General features: G+C 62.8%; 13 protein-coding genes. 3 read left to right on the top strand and 10 right to left on the bottom strand.

What is annotated here, in order from left to right:
* Positions 1–17: 17 nt before the first annotated feature.
* On the bottom strand, positions 18–449 hold the full coding sequence (gene irrA / locus AC0L3D_RS04665; protein WP_023802128.1) for an iron response transcriptional regulator IrrA: 432 nt from the start codon (positions 447–449) through the stop codon (positions 18–20).
* Between the two features lie 243 nt (positions 450–692).
* On the opposite strand from irrA, the gene fabA reads away from it, so the two are divergent.
* From fabA to fabI, 3 genes are all read left to right on the top strand, one after another.
* Entirely contained in the window at positions 693–1,211 is a 519-nt protein-coding gene (gene fabA, locus AC0L3D_RS04670) for a 3-hydroxyacyl-[acyl-carrier-protein] dehydratase FabA (protein WP_023802127.1), read from the top strand.
* A gap of 128 nt (positions 1,212–1,339) precedes the next feature.
* On the top strand, positions 1,340–2,560 hold the full coding sequence (gene fabB / locus AC0L3D_RS04675) for a beta-ketoacyl-ACP synthase I (RefSeq protein ID WP_091599979.1): 1,221 nt from the start codon (positions 1,340–1,342) through the stop codon (positions 2,558–2,560).
* Between the two features lie 11 nt (positions 2,561–2,571).
* The gene (gene fabI, locus AC0L3D_RS04680) at positions 2,572–3,384 is read left to right on the top strand and encodes an enoyl-ACP reductase FabI (protein WP_023802125.1); all 813 of its coding nucleotides are present in this window, start codon (positions 2,572–2,574) and stop codon (positions 3,382–3,384) included.
* Positions 3,385–3,526: 142 nt separating this feature from the next.
* Here the strand turns inward: fabI and AC0L3D_RS04685 are convergent, their stop codons facing one another.
* The 9 genes from AC0L3D_RS04685 to nusA form a co-directional block, all read right to left on the bottom strand.
* On the bottom strand, positions 3,527–4,540 hold the full coding sequence (locus tag AC0L3D_RS04685) for a class I SAM-dependent methyltransferase (protein WP_473629841.1): 1,014 nt from the start codon (positions 4,538–4,540) through the stop codon (positions 3,527–3,529).
* Between the two features lie 91 nt (positions 4,541–4,631).
* Positions 4,632–6,779, bottom strand: a complete 2,148-nt coding sequence (pnp, locus tag AC0L3D_RS04690) for a polyribonucleotide nucleotidyltransferase (RefSeq protein WP_473643256.1) — start codon at positions 6,777–6,779, stop codon at positions 4,632–4,634.
* Positions 6,780–7,184: 405 nt separating this feature from the next.
* Positions 7,185–7,559 carry a 30S ribosomal protein S15 gene (gene rpsO, locus AC0L3D_RS04695; RefSeq protein ID WP_274609416.1) on the bottom strand — a complete coding sequence of 125 codons (375 nt, stop codon included), beginning with the start codon at positions 7,557–7,559 and terminating at the stop codon, positions 7,185–7,187.
* A gap of 77 nt (positions 7,560–7,636) precedes the next feature.
* Positions 7,637–8,731 (bottom strand): magnesium/cobalt transporter CorA, encoded by a 1,095-nt coding sequence (gene corA, locus AC0L3D_RS04700; RefSeq protein ID WP_128169861.1) that lies wholly within the window; start codon positions 8,729–8,731, stop codon positions 7,637–7,639.
* Between the two features lie 43 nt (positions 8,732–8,774).
* Positions 8,775–9,737, bottom strand: coding sequence for a tRNA pseudouridine(55) synthase TruB (gene truB, locus AC0L3D_RS04705; protein WP_473643258.1), 963 nt, complete (start codon positions 9,735–9,737; stop codon positions 8,775–8,777).
* Positions 9,737–10,174: a 30S ribosome-binding factor RbfA gene (rbfA, locus tag AC0L3D_RS04710; protein WP_128169859.1), complete on the bottom strand. Its 438-nt coding sequence runs from the start codon at positions 10,172–10,174 to the stop codon at positions 9,737–9,739. Before rbfA ends, truB begins: the two co-directional genes overlap by 1 nt.
* A gap of 226 nt (positions 10,175–10,400) precedes the next feature.
* Positions 10,401–12,968, bottom strand: a complete 2,568-nt coding sequence (gene infB, locus AC0L3D_RS04715) for a translation initiation factor IF-2 (RefSeq protein ID WP_473643260.1) — start codon at positions 12,966–12,968, stop codon at positions 10,401–10,403.
* Positions 12,965–13,615, bottom strand: a complete 651-nt coding sequence (locus tag AC0L3D_RS04720; RefSeq protein WP_473643262.1) for an RNA-binding protein — start codon at positions 13,613–13,615, stop codon at positions 12,965–12,967. Before AC0L3D_RS04720 ends, infB begins: the two co-directional genes overlap by 4 nt.
* Positions 13,616–13,653: 38 nt before the next feature.
* The gene (gene nusA, locus AC0L3D_RS04725; RefSeq protein WP_023802116.1) at positions 13,654–15,249 is read right to left on the bottom strand and encodes a transcription termination factor NusA; all 1,596 of its coding nucleotides are present in this window, start codon (positions 15,247–15,249) and stop codon (positions 13,654–13,656) included.
* Positions 15,250–15,277 lie beyond the last annotated feature (28 nt).

Below are 15,277 nucleotides of genomic sequence, written 5' to 3' on the forward strand. Positions count from 1 at the left end.
GGCCTCATCAGCGCCGATCACTCGCAGCGTTTCGGGCGCAGCCTCACCACAATATCGACATTGGCGATCTCCATGCCCTCCGGCGGCTCCGGCAGGTTGGAAACCGTGACAGGACCGCTGGCGATGTCAAAAATCCTGTTTTCGCCCTCAATGTAGAAATGATGGTGATCGGAGGTGTTGGTGTCGAAGTAGGTCTTCGACCCCTCGACGGCCAGGATGCGCAGAAGGCCCGCCTGGGTGAATTGATGAAGGGCGTTGTAGACGGTGGCGAGCGATACCGGCACGCCGGCGGCGATTGCCTCCTCGTGCAGTTCCTCGGCCGACAGATGGCGGTCGCCTTTGGCAAAAAGCAGATCGGCCAGCGCAATGCGCTGACGCGTCGGCCTCAGGCCAGCTTCGCGAACCCGCTTGTCCACAGCGACATTTTCCTTCCGGCAGCCCAGATCCATCTATCCATCCAAGCTCAAGTTTCGCCTCAAAACCTGTCCAGAACGGCAAAAAACCAACATTGACCGAACCTGGACATCCCCCGACATATATTCTGTCGGCCGAATACGATCAATAGCGCGCATTGACCCCGGCAGGCGGGCGGGTTAAGCGCAAACGCCGGTTTCCGGCCTGAAATAGATTGTGTTAGGAAACCAACGACAAGGGCGCGCTACCGCCCGGACGATTATTGGGGACGGAGACTGATGGCGGTTTCGAAATCCAGCTACGATTACGAGGAACTGCTTGCCTGCGCCCGCGGCGAGCTGTTCGGACCTGGAAACGCCCAGCTCCCCTATCCGCCGATGCTGATGTTCGACCGCATCACCGAAATCAGCGAGACCGGCGGCGCCTTCGACAAGGGCTTCATCCGCGCCGAATTCGACATCAAGCCGGACCTGTGGTTTTTCGCCTGCCACTTCATCGGCAACCCGATCATGCCGGGGTGCCTGGGCCTCGACGCCATGTGGCAATTGACGGGATTCTACCTCGGCTGGCTCGGCGAGCCGGGCAAGGGCATGGCGCTGTCGACCGGCGAAGTGAAATTCAAAGGCATGGTGACGCCGTCGGTCAAGAAGGTAGAATATGGCGTGGATTTCAAGCGCGTGATGCGCGGCCGGCTGGTGCTGGGTATCGCCGATGGCTGGCTGAAGGCGGATGGCGAACCCATATACGCAGCAACGGATCTCAAGGTGGGTCTGTCCAAGCAATCGGCCGCCGCCTGACCGGCGCCTGCGCAGCGCGGCGAGTCCGCGGGAGGCGCAAGGGAAGCTGTAGAACTTAATTTGCGCACCCTTGTCCGGCAGGTTTCGGTCCGGCAGGTTTCGGGTTCATGCGCTGGAAGGAGTTGCGAATGAGACGGGTCGTAGTGACAGGCCTCGGCATCGTGTCGTCGATCGGCAACAATGCCAACGAGGTGCAGGCCTCGCTGCATGATGCCAGATCCGGCATCAGCTTCTCCGATTCCTTCGCCGAACACGGCTTCCGCTGCCAGGTCTGGGGAGCGCCGACGCTCGACCCAGCCGCGCTGATCGATCGCCGCGCCATGCGCTTCCTGTCGCAAGGTGCGGCCTGGAACCATGTCGCCATGGACCAGGCGATCGTGGACGCTGGACTTGGCGAGAACGACATCACCAATGAGCGCACCGGCATCGTCATGGGATCGGGCGGACCATCGACCAGAACCATCGTCGAGGCCGCTGAAACCACGCTCAAGAACGGCAGCCCCAAGCGCATCGGCCCGTTCGCGGTGCCGAAGGCGATGTCGTCGACCGCTTCGGCGACGCTCGCCACCTGGTTCAAGATCCACGGCGTCAATTATTCGATCTCTTCGGCCTGCTCGACCTCGGCGCATTGCATCGGCAATGGCTACGAACTGATCCAGTGGGGCAAGCAGGACATGGTCTTCGCCGGCGGCCATGAGGATCTCGACTGGACGATGTCGGACCTGTTCGACGCGATGGGCGCCATGTCCTCCAAGTTCAACGACCGGGCATCGGCTGCCTCGCGCGCCTATGACGTCGATCGCGACGGCTTCGTCATTGCCGGCGGCGCCGGCGTGCTGGTGCTGGAAGAACTCGAGCACGCCAAGGCGCGCGGCGCCAAGATCTACGCCGAGGTCGTCGGCTATGGCGCGACCTCCGACGGCTTCGACATGGTGGCGCCCTCGGGCGAAGGCGCGGTGCGCTGCATGCGGCAGGCGCTGGCGACCGTCTCTTCGCCGGTCGACTACATCAACACGCACGGCACCTCGACGCCGGTCGGCGATTCCAGGGAAATGGGCGCGATCCGCGAGGTGTTCGGCGAAAACATGCCGTTCATCACCTCGACGAAATCACTGACCGGCCACTCGCTGGGTGCGGCCGGCGTGCAGGAATCGATCTACTCGATCCTGATGATGCAAGGCGGCTTCATCGGCGAGAGCGCCCATATCGAGCAGCTCGATCCGGAATTCGAGGGTATGCCGATCGTGCGAGAGCGCATCGACGATGCCAGGATCGACACCGTCTTGTCCAACTCGTTCGGTTTCGGCGGCACCAACGCAACGCTGATTTTCCAGCGCTATTCCGCATAAGGACTGCCGCCATGGACGGATTGATGAAGGGCAAGCGCGGGCTTGTCATGGGTGTCGCCAACGACCATTCGATCGCCTGGGGCATCGCCCGGAAACTGTCCGAACATGGGGCGGAACTCGCCTTCACCTATCAGGGCGAAGCCTTCGGGCGCCGGGTCAAGCCGCTCGCCGACAAGCTCGGCTCCTCGCTGGTCGTGCCTTGCGACGTCGAGGACAGCGCATCGGTTGCCGCTACCTTCGAGACCTTGGGCGAGGCCTGGGGCGGCCTGGACTTCGTCGTCCACGCCATCGGCTTTTCCGACAAGAACGAGCTGAAAGGCCTTTACGCCGACACCAGCCGCGACAATTTCGTCCGCACCATGGTCATCTCCTGCTATTCCTTCACCGAGGTCGCCCGTCATGCGGCCGCGCTGATGAAGGACGGCGGCTCGATGATCACACTGACCTATGCCGGTTCGGTCCGCGTCATGCCGAACTACAACGTCATGGGCGTCGCCAAGGCCGGGCTTGAAGCCAGCGTCCGCTATCTCGCCAACGACTACGGCCCGCGCGGCATCAGGGTGAACGGCATATCCGCCGGACCGGTGCGGACACTGGCCGGCGCCGGGATTTCCGACGCACGCCACATGTTTTCCTACCAGCAGCGCAATTCGCCGCTGCGCCGCACAGTGACCATCGACGAAGTCGGTGGTTCCGCGCTCTATCTGCTGTCCGACCTGTCGTCGGGCGTCACCGGCGAAATCCACTATGTCGATTCCGGCTACCACATCGTGTCGATGCCGGCGCTCGACGAGCTGAAGCGGACCGACAGCGGACGAGAGTAATTTCGGCCGCAGAAGATGCCTTAAAGCGCGTCGCGTTTGAATGGATTCATGCGACGCGCTTTAAGTTCTTGTTTATGCATGTCGTTATCGCAAAACCGCTGCGCACTTTTGCGCGACATGCATTGGTCCCGTGAACCAGCCTTCAGCGGCGCGCCGCGAAAACCTTGAACATGCCGTCGCGGGCGATCTCGGCATGGCTGGAGAAGGCGGCCGCCAGCACCGGCTCGTAGGGAAGCTGGCGGTTCGCCACCATGAACAGCCGCCCGCCCGGCTTCAGCGCCTTTGCCGCGGCGCGGATCATGCCGGTGCCGATCTCGGGCTCGGCCGCCCGGCTGCGATGGAAGGGCGGGTTCATGGCGATGGCGTCATAGCGCCGCTCGACCGGCTCGCTCAAAAGATCGATCCAGAAGAAATTGGGTTCCGTCGCTGTGTTGCCGATATTGCCTTTCGCCGCCTCCAGCGCATCGAACTCGGCCTCGTAGAGATCGAGCGCCGATATGCCAGGTGAGCGGGCGGCGATTTCGGCCGCCACATAGCCCCAGCCGGCGCAGAAATCGGCAACGCTGCCACGCAGATCGCCGGGCAGATTGTCGACCAGCAATCTCGAACCTGCATCGATCTTGTCGAAAGAGAACATGCCTGGCGCGGTGCGGAACCGATCCTCGACCAGAAGGGCTGGATTGGCGGCGCGAAGTGCCGTTGCGAGCGCAGCATCGGCAGGTTGATGAAACCAGAAGGCGATGCCGTGATGTTTCGGCAAATGGCCGTCGAGCGGCACAAGCTCGTCGATGCGCTTGCGCAGGCTGGCAATGCCATCGTCCTTGGCGCCGGCAACGACAATCGATCCGCCCGGCCTCACACACTCGATAGCCTCGGCGATGCGCAATTCGTTCTGCCCGCGATGGCGGCCGGCAAGCACCAATGCCGCATCGAAGCCTTCGCCCTCCAGGCGCGGCGTGACGGAGGAACCGGCCGCCTGCAGCGCGCGATAGTGCGGCCGGAAGCCTTGCACCAGATGCAGTGCTGCATCAAAACCTTCGGGCAGGCGGAAGCCCGGCTCAGCGCCCAGAAAGAGGACACGCTCGCCCTTACGCGGCAAGGAAACAGCCTCCGCCTCGAACGGATGGAACAGTGTCTTCAGCGGCTCAGCGGACATTTTTCGATCTCGAAGTGCAGCTGGCTTGACCAGAAAATGAAAGCGGGCGCGACCTGTCGGCGCGCCCGTTTCGATTGTTCGGTCAGATCGCTCAGGCGGCGTCTTCTTCGCCGTCGGCCTTCTTGTCGCGGGCGATTTCCTTGCCGGTGGCCTGGTCGACGACCTTCATCGACAGGCGTACCTTGCCGCGTTCGTCGAAGCCCATCAGCTTGACCCAGACCTTGTCGCCTTCCTTGACGACGTCCGAAGTCTTGGCGACGCGATCATTGGCGAGCTGCGAGATGTGGACGAGGCCGTCACGCGGACCGAAGAAGTTGACGAAAGCGCCGAAGTCGGCGGTCTTGACGACCGTGCCCTCGTAGATTTCGCCGACTTCCGGCTCGGCGACGATGGTGTGGATCCACTTCTTCGCCGCCTCGATCTCCTTGACGTTGGACGAAGCGATCTTGACCGTGCCGTCGTCCTCGATGTTGATCTTGGCGCCGGTCTTTTCGACGATCTCGCGGATGACCTTGCCGCCCGAGCCGATCACGTCGCGGATCTTGTCGGTCGGGATGTGCATGACCTCGATGCGCGGCGCGAATTCGCCGAGTTCGGAGCGCGCGCCGGACAGCGCATGGCCCATTTCGCCGAGGATATGCTGGCGGCCGTCCTTGGCCTGATCCAGTGCGATCTTCATGATCTCCTCGGTGATGCCCTCGATCTTGATGTCCATCTGCAGCGAGGTGATGCCGTTGGCGGTGCCGGCAACCTTGAAGTCCATGTCGCCGAGATGGTCCTCGTCGCCGAGGATGTCGGAGAGCACCGCGAAGCGCTCGCCTTCCTTGATCAGACCCATGGCGATGCCGGCGACCGGCTTGGCCAGCGGCACACCGGCATCCATCAGCGCCAGCGAGGTGCCGCAGACGGTAGCCATCGACGACGAGCCGTTGGACTCGGTGATCTCCGAGACGACGCGCAGCGTGTAGGGGAACTGGTCCGATGTCGGCAGCATCGGGCGGATCGCGCGCCAGGCGAGCTTGCCGTGGCCGATTTCGCGGCGGCCGGGCGAACCCATGCGACCGGTTTCACCGACCGAATAGGGAGGGAAGTTGTAGTGAAGGAGGAACTTCTCCTTGTACATGCCGGTCAGCGAATCGACATACTGCTCGTCCTCGCCGGTGCCGAGCGTGGCGACGACCAGCGCCTGGGTCTCGCCGCGGGTGAACAGCGCCGAGCCGTGGGTGCGCGGCAGGACGCCGACTTCGGAGACGATCTTGCGAACCGTCTTCAGATCGCGGCCGTCGATGCGCGAACCGGTGTCGAGGATGTTCCAGCGCACGACCTTGGCCTGGAGCTCCTTGAACACGGTGCCGATCTGCTCGGACGTATACTTGGCTTCTTCGCCTTCGGCGGGTGCGAACGCAGCCTTGACCTTCGCCTTGACGGCGTCGACGGCGGCATAGCGCTTCTGCTTGTCGGTGATCTTGTAGGCATCGCGAAGCTCGCCTTCGACGATCTTCAGCATCTCGGCTTCAAGCGCCGAATAATCCGGCGCGGTGAAGTCACGCGGATCCTTGGCGGCGACTTCTGCCAGCTTGATGATGGCGTCGATCACCGGCTGGAAGCCGCGATGGCCGAACATGACGGCGCCGAGCATCAGATCCTCGCCGAGTTCCTTGGCTTCGGACTCGACCATCAGCACGGCGTCGGAGGTGCCGGCGACGATCAGGTCAAGCTTGGATTCCTGCATCTCGTCGACATGCGGATTGAGCACATATTCGCCGTTGATGTAGCCGACGCGGGCGCCGCCGATCGGACCCATGAAAGGGACGCCGGACAGCGTCAAAGCCGCCGAGGTGGCGACGATCGACAGGATGTCCGGGTCGTTTTCGAGATCATGCTGGACGACGGTGACAACGATCTGCGTGTCGTTCTTGTAACCGTCAGCGAAGAGTGGGCGGATCGGACGGTCGATGAGACGGGAAACCAGCGTTTCCTTTTCGCTCGGACGGCCTTCGCGCTTGAAATAGCCGCCCGGGATCTTGCCGGCGGCATAGGTCTTTTCCTGGTAGTTGACGGTCAGCGGGAAGAAATCGAGGCCCGGTTTTGGTTCCTTCATCGAAACGACGGTGGCGAGAACCTTGGTTTCGCCGTAGGTGGCGAGCACCGCGCCGTCAGCCTGGCGCGCAATCTTGCCGGTTTCGAGGATGAGCGGACGGCCGCCCCATTCGATTTCCACTTTGTGGTGATTGAACATGTCTTGTCCTTCATATGCGGAAAGGGCCGCGCCATTTCACCGTGCGCGAGTGCCCCTTTCCCTTGGCTTCGTTTCTCGGGCAGCCACGGGCAAGACAACGGGAAGCTCGGGTAAATCCGGCGCGGGTGCCGCGCGAGCGTCCTGCAATCCTGCCCCATGACCGTCCATGGGCGGTTTCGAATGGCCCTGTGCTATATCGAAACCGGGTCTGGCCAATCGATCCGACTGGCCTTGCGCATGACCCGAAAACCGCGGCTCTCGGAAATGCCTTGCGCAAATTCAAAGTTCAGAGCGTCCCATGTGCGCGTCCAAATCGAAGCGCGGCGCTCTACTTCCTTCATTGGAGCAACGGACTGCTCCAATGCGCGACCGGCGGGCTCTCGAAAGAACCCGCCGGTCAATTCGTCAACGGCGCAGACCGAGCTTCTCGATCAGCGTCTGATAGCGCGCGTCGTCCTTGCGCTTGAGATAATCAAGCAGGCTGCGGCGCTGGGAGACGAGAGCGAGCAGACCACGGCGGGAATGGTTATCCTTCTTGTGGTCCTTGAAATGGTCGGTCAGGTTCTTGATGCGCTCGGAAAGGATGGCCACCTGGACTTCCGGAGACCCGGTATCGCCCTTAGCGGTTGCGAATTCACCCATCAATTCCTTCTTGCGCTCGGCAGTAATCGACATCGTGTTTTTCCTTATCTGTTTGAGGAAACGGGACGCCCTCGGCCGGGATGTCGTCCAGCAGGGGCCGGTACAAGCAACGTGGCATTGCACGATGCTGCGGCGCATATAGGGCAATTCAGGCAAAAACACCAGCCCAATTCACAAGCCGGCTTTTTGCTGCACAAACGAAGATTTCGCCTCGGCTAAAGCCACTTCTTCCATCTGAAGAAGGCGACAAGCACGAGCGCGACAACGGCCATGAACACCAGCGCTGCCGGATAGCCGTATTGGGCCTTCAGCTCCGGCATGTTCCATGGCGAGGCTTCGGGGTCGAAGTTCATGCCCCACACGCCAGCGAGAAAGGTGAGCGGGATGAAGATCACCGAGACGATCGTCAGATAGCTGATGACGTCGCTGGTGCGTGCCTGACTCAGCGACAGATGCATCTCGATCAGACCGGTCAGCATGTCGCGCTGGGTTTCGACCAGTTCGATGAGCCGAAGCGAGTGATCGAGCGTGTCGTTCAGGAAGATCTTGGTCTCTGGCTTGACGTAGGGCACGTCGTTGCGGATCAGCGTCGCCAGCGCGTCGCGCATCGGCCAAAGCACCCCCTTCAGCACGTTGGCGTCGCGCCGCAACTCGTGAAGCCGCCGCATCTGGTGCTTGTCCGCCGCGCGCAGCATCTGGTCCTCGATGCTGTCGACCAAGTCGCCGGCGGTCTCGATCGGCGGGAAATAACTGTCGACGATGGCGTCGATCAGCGCATAGGCGAGATAGTCGGCGCCGCGTGAGCGCAGCCGGTTGGGCATCGAGCTTTCGATGCGCTTGCGCACGGGATCGAACGGATCGCCTTCGCGCTCCTGGAAGGTGACGACGAAGTTCCTGCCGAAGAAGACCGCGATCTGCTCGTAACGATGCGCGGTGACGTCGTCGATCATCCTGACGACGACGAAGGCATGGTCCTCGAAGAAGTCCACCTTCGGCCGCTGGCCGGTGTTGACGACGTCTTCCAGCGCCAGCGGATGCAGGCTGAAAATCCGGCCGATCTCCTCGATCAGCGGGATGTTGGCGAGACCGGTGCAATCGAGCCAGATGACCGGCCATGCGTTGCAATGAGCATTCAGGTCGTTGATGCTGGCATCTTCGATTGTCTCGAATTTGTCGGGCGACATCAGTGTCAGTCGCAGTTCGCTGCGCCGCGCCGCAGGGTCGGCGATCAGTGTGCCTGGTGATGCGCCGATCGGTGGCCGCCGTGCTGTCACCGGCGCCCGCTTCCTGATCGTCTCGGCCTTTGCCATGTGCCCCTCGAATGTACCTCTGATCGAGATTAGACGAGGGGGCTCAGCCGGCAAAGACCCGCTTCGGCTTGAACATGCCTTGCTCGATGGCGCCGATGGCGACCAGCTTGCCGCGCGCCGTGGCGCAGGCTTCCTCGGCTTCCACCGGCGCGTCGCGGCCACGGATGATGACCGGGTTGCCGAGGCGGATTTTTGTTGCCGCGTCGTCGCTGATCGCGATCTGCGGCAGGCAGTCGAGCGCGGCTGACGTGTCGACCAGAAACGCGTCGATGGCGTCGAAGTCGACCGGCACCGTGTCCGCTGAATTCGAACCCTCATCGGGCTGTTCGCCCAAGCGGGCGGCTTCCAGCTCGGCGATGGTGACGAAGTCTTCCTGCGTGAACGGCTCGACCTCGATCCGGCGCAGTTCGGCGATGTGACCGAAACAGCCGAGATCGCGGCCCATGTCGCGGGCCAGCGAGCGGACATAGGTGCCCTTGCCGCATTCGACCTCGAAAATGGTGCTCTCAGCACTGTGCTCGATCAGGTCGAGGCGGCCGATCTCGACTTCCCGCGCCGGAATGTCGACCGTCGCGCCGTCGCGGGCAAGATCATAGGCGCGCTCGCCTGCGATCTTGATGGCCGAAAATTGCGGCGGTGTCTGCATGATGACGCCGGTGTATTTCGGCATCAGCAAAAGCACATCGGCTTCAGCCGGACGCTGCTCGGAGCTTTTCGTCACCGGCCCTTCGAGGTCATCGGTCGAACGCTCCTCACCCCAGGCAACCGTGAAGCGGTAGATCTTGGCGCCATCCTGGACATAGGGGACGGTCTTGGTCGCTTCGCCGAGCGCGATCGGCAGCATGCCGGAAGCGAGCGGGTCGAGCGTGCCGGCATGGCCGGCCTTTTCCGCCTGGAACAGCCATTTGATCTTGGAGACGGCTTCGGTCGAACCCATGCCGACGGGTTTGTCCAGCACCAGCCAGCCGGAGATCGGCCGACCCTTCTTCTTGCCGCGACGCGCCACTATTTTTCGTCCTTGTCGTTGTCTTTGTTCTGGTCGCCGATCTGGGCGTCTGGGCCGAGATCGCGCGCCACTTCGGGCGAGTGCAACAATTCGTTGATCTTCTGGAAATTGTCGTAGCTGGTGTCGAGCCGGAAGCGGAATTCCGGCATGTACTTCATCTGCCGGAGCGCGCCGGAAACGCGGCCGCGCACGAATTTCGCATGCTTGTTGAGCGCCTCGACCACCGCATCGGCATCACTGGCGCCAAGCGGCGAGACGAAGGCGGTGGCGATCTTCAGATCGGGCGACATGCGCACCTCCGAGACCGAAACCACCGAATTCTCGATCAATGGATCGAGGATCTCGCCGCGTTGCAAGGTTTCCGACAGCGCATGACGCACCTGCTCGCCGACGCGAAGCATGCGCTGGGATGGACCTGACGTGGTTGAACGGGGCATTTTTCTCTATCCTGAAATCGTGAGGCACGGGATGGGACCGCGCCGCATGTCTCATATGCTTTAAAGCCTGATCCATCCCGATAGAAATCGGAATGGATCAGGCTCTATTTTTTGTTGACCATGATCTTCTCCGAAAACCGGATACCACTTTTCGGGATCATGGTTCAGGCGGCAGCCTTTCGACCACCGCCCGGTCTGTAAATGCTCGAACTCAAGTTGCTCGAACTCAGAGCGTCCTGGTCACCATCTCGACGCGGAAGCACTCGATGACGTCGCCGACGCGCATGTCTTCGTAGTTCTGGAAGGCCATGCCGCATTCCTGGCCACCCGGAACCTCCGCAACTTCGTCCTTGAAGCGCTTCAGCGTCTTCAGCGTGCCTTCGTGGATGACGACGTTGTCGCGGATCAGGCGAACGCCCGCACCGCGCTCGACCTTGCCTTCGGTGACACGGCAGCCGGCGATCTTGCCGACCTTGGTGATGTCGAAGATCTCAAGGATCTCGGCATTGCCAATGAAGGTCTCACGACGCTCCGGCGACAGCAGGCCGGACAGCGCCGCCTTCACGTCATCCACAAGGTTGTAGATGATCGAGTAGTAGCGGATCTCGATGCCTGCAGCCGCGGCCGCCGCACGCGCCTGCACATTGGCGCGAACGTTGAAGCCGATGATTGCGGCGCCGGAGGTTTCCGCCAGCGAGACATCGCTTTCGGTGATGCCGCCGGCGCCCGCATGAACGATGCGCGCACGCACCTCGTCGGTGCCGAGCTTGTCCAGCGCCGCGCTGATCGCCTCGATCGAGCCCTGCACGTCGCCCTTGATGACCAGCGGGAATTCCTTCAGCCCGCTCGTCTGCAGTTGCGACATCATCTGTTCGAGCGAACCACGCTGGCCGGCATGCTTGGCCACCGCCTTCTCACGCGCCAGACGCTGGCGATATTCGGTGATCTCGCGGGCGCGGGCCTCGTTGTTGACGACGGCGAAGCGGTCGCCGGCCTGCGGGGTTCCCTGCAGTCCGAGCACTTCCACGGGCATCGCCGGCGGCGCTTCCTTGATCTGCCCGCCGCGGTCGTTGACCAGCGCGCGCACCCGGCCCCATTCGTTACCGGCAACAAGGATGTCGCCAGGCATCAGCGTGCCGGTCTGGACCAGCACCGTGGCGACGGGGCCGCGGCCCTTGTCGAGTTGTGCTTCGATGACGACGCCCTCGGCGGTGCGGTCCGGATTGGCCTTCAGGTCGAGGATTTCGGCCTGCAGCAGGATCGCTTCGAGTAGCTTGTCGAGATTGGTGCCCTTGGTCGCCGACACTTCGACGTCCAGCACCTCGCCGCCCATCGATTCGACGAAGACTTCGTGGCGCAGCAGTTCCGAGCGCACCTTCTGCGGGTCGGCGTCATGCTTGTCGATCTTGTTGATCGCCACAATGATCGGAACGCCGGCCGCCTTGGCATGGCTGATCGATTCGATCGTCTGCGGCATCACGCTGTCGTCGGCCGCCACTACCAGGATGGCGATGTCGGTCGCCTGAGCGCCACGGGCGCGCATCGCCGTGAAGGCGGCGTGGCCAGGCGTGTCGATGAAGGTGATCTTGTTACCGTTCTTCTCGACCTGATAGGCGCCGATATGCTGGGTGATGCCGCCGGCCTCGCCGGACACAACATTGGCATTGCGGATGGCATCGAGCAGCGACGTCTTGCCGTGATCGACATGGCCCATGATGGTCACCACCGGCGGACGCGGCTCGAGATCCTCGGGACGATCGGCGATGTTGAAGAGGCCTTCCTCGATGTCGGACTCGGCGACGCGGCGAACCGTGTGGCCGAATTCGGTAGCGACCAGTTCGGCCGTGTCGGCGTCGATGACGTCGCCCGGCTTCAGGATCTGGCCCTGTTTCATGAAGAACTTGACCACATCGACGGCGCGCTCGGACATGCGCTGCGCCAGTTCCTGGATGGTGATGGTTTCGGGAAGTATCACTTCGCGCATGACTTTCTCGCGCGGTTCGTTATGCAGCGCGCGCTTGAATTTCTCCTGGCGCCGACGCATCGACGACAGCGAACGCGCACGCGCATCCTCATCGGAAAGTGCGGCATTCAGCGTCAGCTTGCCGCGGCGGCGATCTTCCTCGCTCTTGGTCGGCTTGGCCGGACGCGCCACTTCCGGCGTGACCGGACGGCGCACCGGGGCGCCGGCGCCGGTCCGCTTCGGCTTGATGTCCTCGTCGTCGACTGTCGCCAGTTCGGCGGTCAGCGGCGCGCGGCGGCGCGCCTCTTCCTCGGCACGCCGGCGGGACTCGGCCTCGGCCTGCAGCCGGGCTTCTTCCTCGGCCTGGCGGCGCGCGGATTCCTCGCGCTCGCGACGGCGGCGCTCTTCATCCTCGGCGCGGCGCTTGGCCTCGTCGATGGCGCGCTGGCGATCCTCGACGTCGCGCACCTTCGAACCCTCAAGGGCCCGGCGGCGCGCCTCCATTTCATCGCGCGACAATTGGTTCAGCACCATGCCGCCGCGTTCGACCGGCGGCGGAGGCGGCGGCGCCTTGGGCGCTTCCTGCACAACCGGCGCTGCCGCGACCGGTGGCTTCGGGGTGAAGACGGACATAGGGGCAGCAGCCGGCTCCGGCTTGTCACCGGGCAGCGAGAACTTGCGCTTCTTGGTCTCGACCACGACCGCCTTGGTGCGGCCATGCGAGAAGCTCTGGCGCACGGTGCCCTGTTCCGTACCGGGGCGCTTCAGCGTCAAAGTCTTCTTCGGCGTAACACTCAACGTCTTGTCGTCGCCCGATTTCGTATCGCTCATTCCATATCCTCTGCGGCATCATCTTCGTCAGCAACGGCCGCAAGCATTGCCAGATCGTCCGGGGAACCGCCCCGATACCGGTCGAGCGCAACCATGCGCTTCTGGACCGCCCTGCCCGCGTCTCCCGCGAGAACGGCAGCATGTATCACATTTGTACCCCCCAATGCCAAGCTCAACTCGGCCTCGGAGAAAAGTTTGTAGGCAAGGATGGCGGGGCCACCGAGGTGGACGGTTGCCCGTCGCGCCTGGCTGATCTTGCGGACGCCGTCATCTGACGCCTCGGTCGCATGCAACACGAAAAGCGCTAGCCCGCCACGCACCGCGCTCTCGACCTTGGTGGCGCCGAGCGCGATCGCGCCTGCCTTGCGGGCAAGACCGAGCATGCCCAGAGCGTATCTGGAAAGCAGCCCGTCGACCATGTCGCCGAGATCGGCCGGCACGGTCACCTGCGCCTTGAAGGCGCGAGCGAACAGGTTTTTCGCTGCCGCCTTGTCGATATGTAGGCGGTCGGCAGTCACCCAGCAACCGCGTCCGGGCAGGTTTTTCTTGATATCCGGAACGACGGCCGAATCCGGGCCGACGACGAAACGGATCAGTTCATCCGGTTCGGCCTGTTTGCGCGTGACGATGCAAGTGCGATCGTTCATCTCGTCCAAGGGCGGCTTGTGTGCGATGCGGTTTCACCTCACGCACCAACGGCTTCGTCAGCCGGCACGTCTTCGGCTGCAAGCTCGTCTTCGGTGATCCAGCCGGCCTTGAGGCGAGCAGCCAGAACCATCTGTTCAGCATCGGCCCGCGACACGCCGTGATTGGCGAGCACGCCCGGGAATACCTTCGTCTCGCCGTCCTTGCGTTCCTTCCAGCCGGTCAGATCATCGGCTGCATAGCCGGCGAAATCCTCGATCGTCTTCACGCCATCCTCGCCGAGCGTCACCATCATGGCGGTGGTCACGCCTGGAATCTCACGCAACTCGTCCTTGACGCCGAGCGCCTTACGCTTCTCGTCATGCTCGGCTTCGATCTTCTCCAGATATTCGCGGGCGCGAGCCTGGATTTCCGAGGCGGTGTCCTCGTCGAAGCCATCGATCGACGCGATCTCGTCGGCATCGACATAGGCGACTTCCTCGACGCTGGTGAAGCCTTCGGAGGCGAGCACCTGGCCGACCATCTCGTCGACGTTGAGCGCATCCATGAACAGAGCCGAGCGTTCGACGAACTCCTTCTGGCGTCGCTCGCTCTCTTCCTGCTCGGTCAGGATGTCGATATCCCAGCCGGTGAGCTGCGAGGCGAGCCGGACGTTCTGGCCGCGGCGGCCGATGGCCAGCGACAGCTGGTCGTCCGGCACCACGACCTCGATGCGTTCGGCGTCCTCGTCGAGCACGACCTTGGCGACTTCCGCCGGCTGCAGCGCGTTGACGATGAAGGAAGCGGCCGAAGGCGACCACGGAATGATGTCGATCTTCTCGCCCTGCAATTCGCCGACCACCGCCTGAACGCGGCTGCCGCGCATGCCGACACAGGCGCCGACCGGATCGATGGAACTGTCACGCGAGATGACGGCGATCTTGGCGCGCGAACCCGGATCGCGGGCGACCGACTTGATCTCGATAATGCCGTCGTAGATTTCCGGCACTTCCATGGTGAACAGCTTCGCCATGAACTGCGGATGGGTGCGCGACAGGAATATCTGCGGACCGCGCTGCTCGCGGCGCACGTCATAGACATAGGCGCGGACGCGATCGCCATATTTGTAATTTTCGCGCGGGATCAGCTCGTCGCGACGGATTATCGCCTCACCGCGGCCGAGATCGACGATGACGTTGCCGTATTCGACGCGTTTGACAGTACCGTTGACGATCTCGCCGATACGGTCCTTGTACTCGTCGTACTGGCGGTCACGCTCGGCCTCGCGCACCTTCTGCACGATGACCTGCTTGGCCGACTGGGCGGCGATGCGGCCGAAATCCATCGGCGGCAGCTGTTCGGCAATGAAGTCGCCGAGCTGGGCGTCGGGATTGCGCTCACGCGCCGAGGATATGGCGATCTGCGTCGCATAGTCGTCGACCTTCTCCACCACTTCCATCAGCCGCTGCAGCTTCATCTCGCCGGTATTCGGATTGATGTCGGCACGGATGTTGGTTTCCTGGCCATAGCGCGAGCGCGCCGCCTTCTGGATCGCATCGGCCATGGCGGCGATGACGATCGACTTGTCGATCGACTTCTCACGCGCGACCGCATCGGCGATCTGCAGCAGTTCAAGCCTGTTTGCGCTTACAACCATCGTTTTTCTCCCGAGCTTGTTGCCGAGC

This window comes from Mesorhizobium sp. WSM4837 (assembly GCF_055811435.1).

Bases quoted from the DNA above. Each gene is read 5' to 3' on its own strand.
- irrA (WP_023802128.1), bottom strand. From the start codon at position 449: ATGGATCTGGGCTGCCGGAAGGAAAATGTCGCTGTGGACAAGCGGGTT.
- fabA (WP_023802127.1), top strand. From the start codon at position 693: ATGGCGGTTTCGAAATCCAGCTACGATTACGAGGAACTGCTTGCCTGC.
- fabB (WP_091599979.1), top strand. From the start codon at position 1,340: ATGAGACGGGTCGTAGTGACAGGCCTCGGCATCGTGTCGTCGATCGGC.
- fabI (WP_023802125.1), top strand. From the start codon at position 2,572: ATGGACGGATTGATGAAGGGCAAGCGCGGGCTTGTCATGGGTGTCGCC.
- AC0L3D_RS04685 (WP_473629841.1), bottom strand. From the start codon at position 4,540: ATGTCCGCTGAGCCGCTGAAGACACTGTTCCATCCGTTCGAGGCGGAG.
- pnp (WP_473643256.1), bottom strand. From the start codon at position 6,779: ATGTTCAATCACCACAAAGTGGAAATCGAATGGGGCGGCCGTCCGCTC.
- rpsO (WP_274609416.1), bottom strand. From the start codon at position 7,559: ATGCGCCGCAGCATCGTGCAATGCCACGTTGCTTGTACCGGCCCCTGC.
- corA (WP_128169861.1), bottom strand. From the start codon at position 8,731: ATGGCAAAGGCCGAGACGATCAGGAAGCGGGCGCCGGTGACAGCACGG.
- rbfA (WP_128169859.1), bottom strand. From the start codon at position 10,174: ATGCCCCGTTCAACCACGTCAGGTCCATCCCAGCGCATGCTTCGCGTC.
- infB (WP_473643260.1), bottom strand. From the start codon at position 12,968: ATGAGCGATACGAAATCGGGCGACGACAAGACGTTGAGTGTTACGCCG.
- AC0L3D_RS04720 (WP_473643262.1), bottom strand. From the start codon at position 13,615: ATGAACGATCGCACTTGCATCGTCACGCGCAAACAGGCCGAACCGGAT.
- nusA (WP_023802116.1), bottom strand. From the start codon at position 15,249: ATGGTTGTAAGCGCAAACAGGCTTGAACTGCTGCAGATCGCCGATGCG.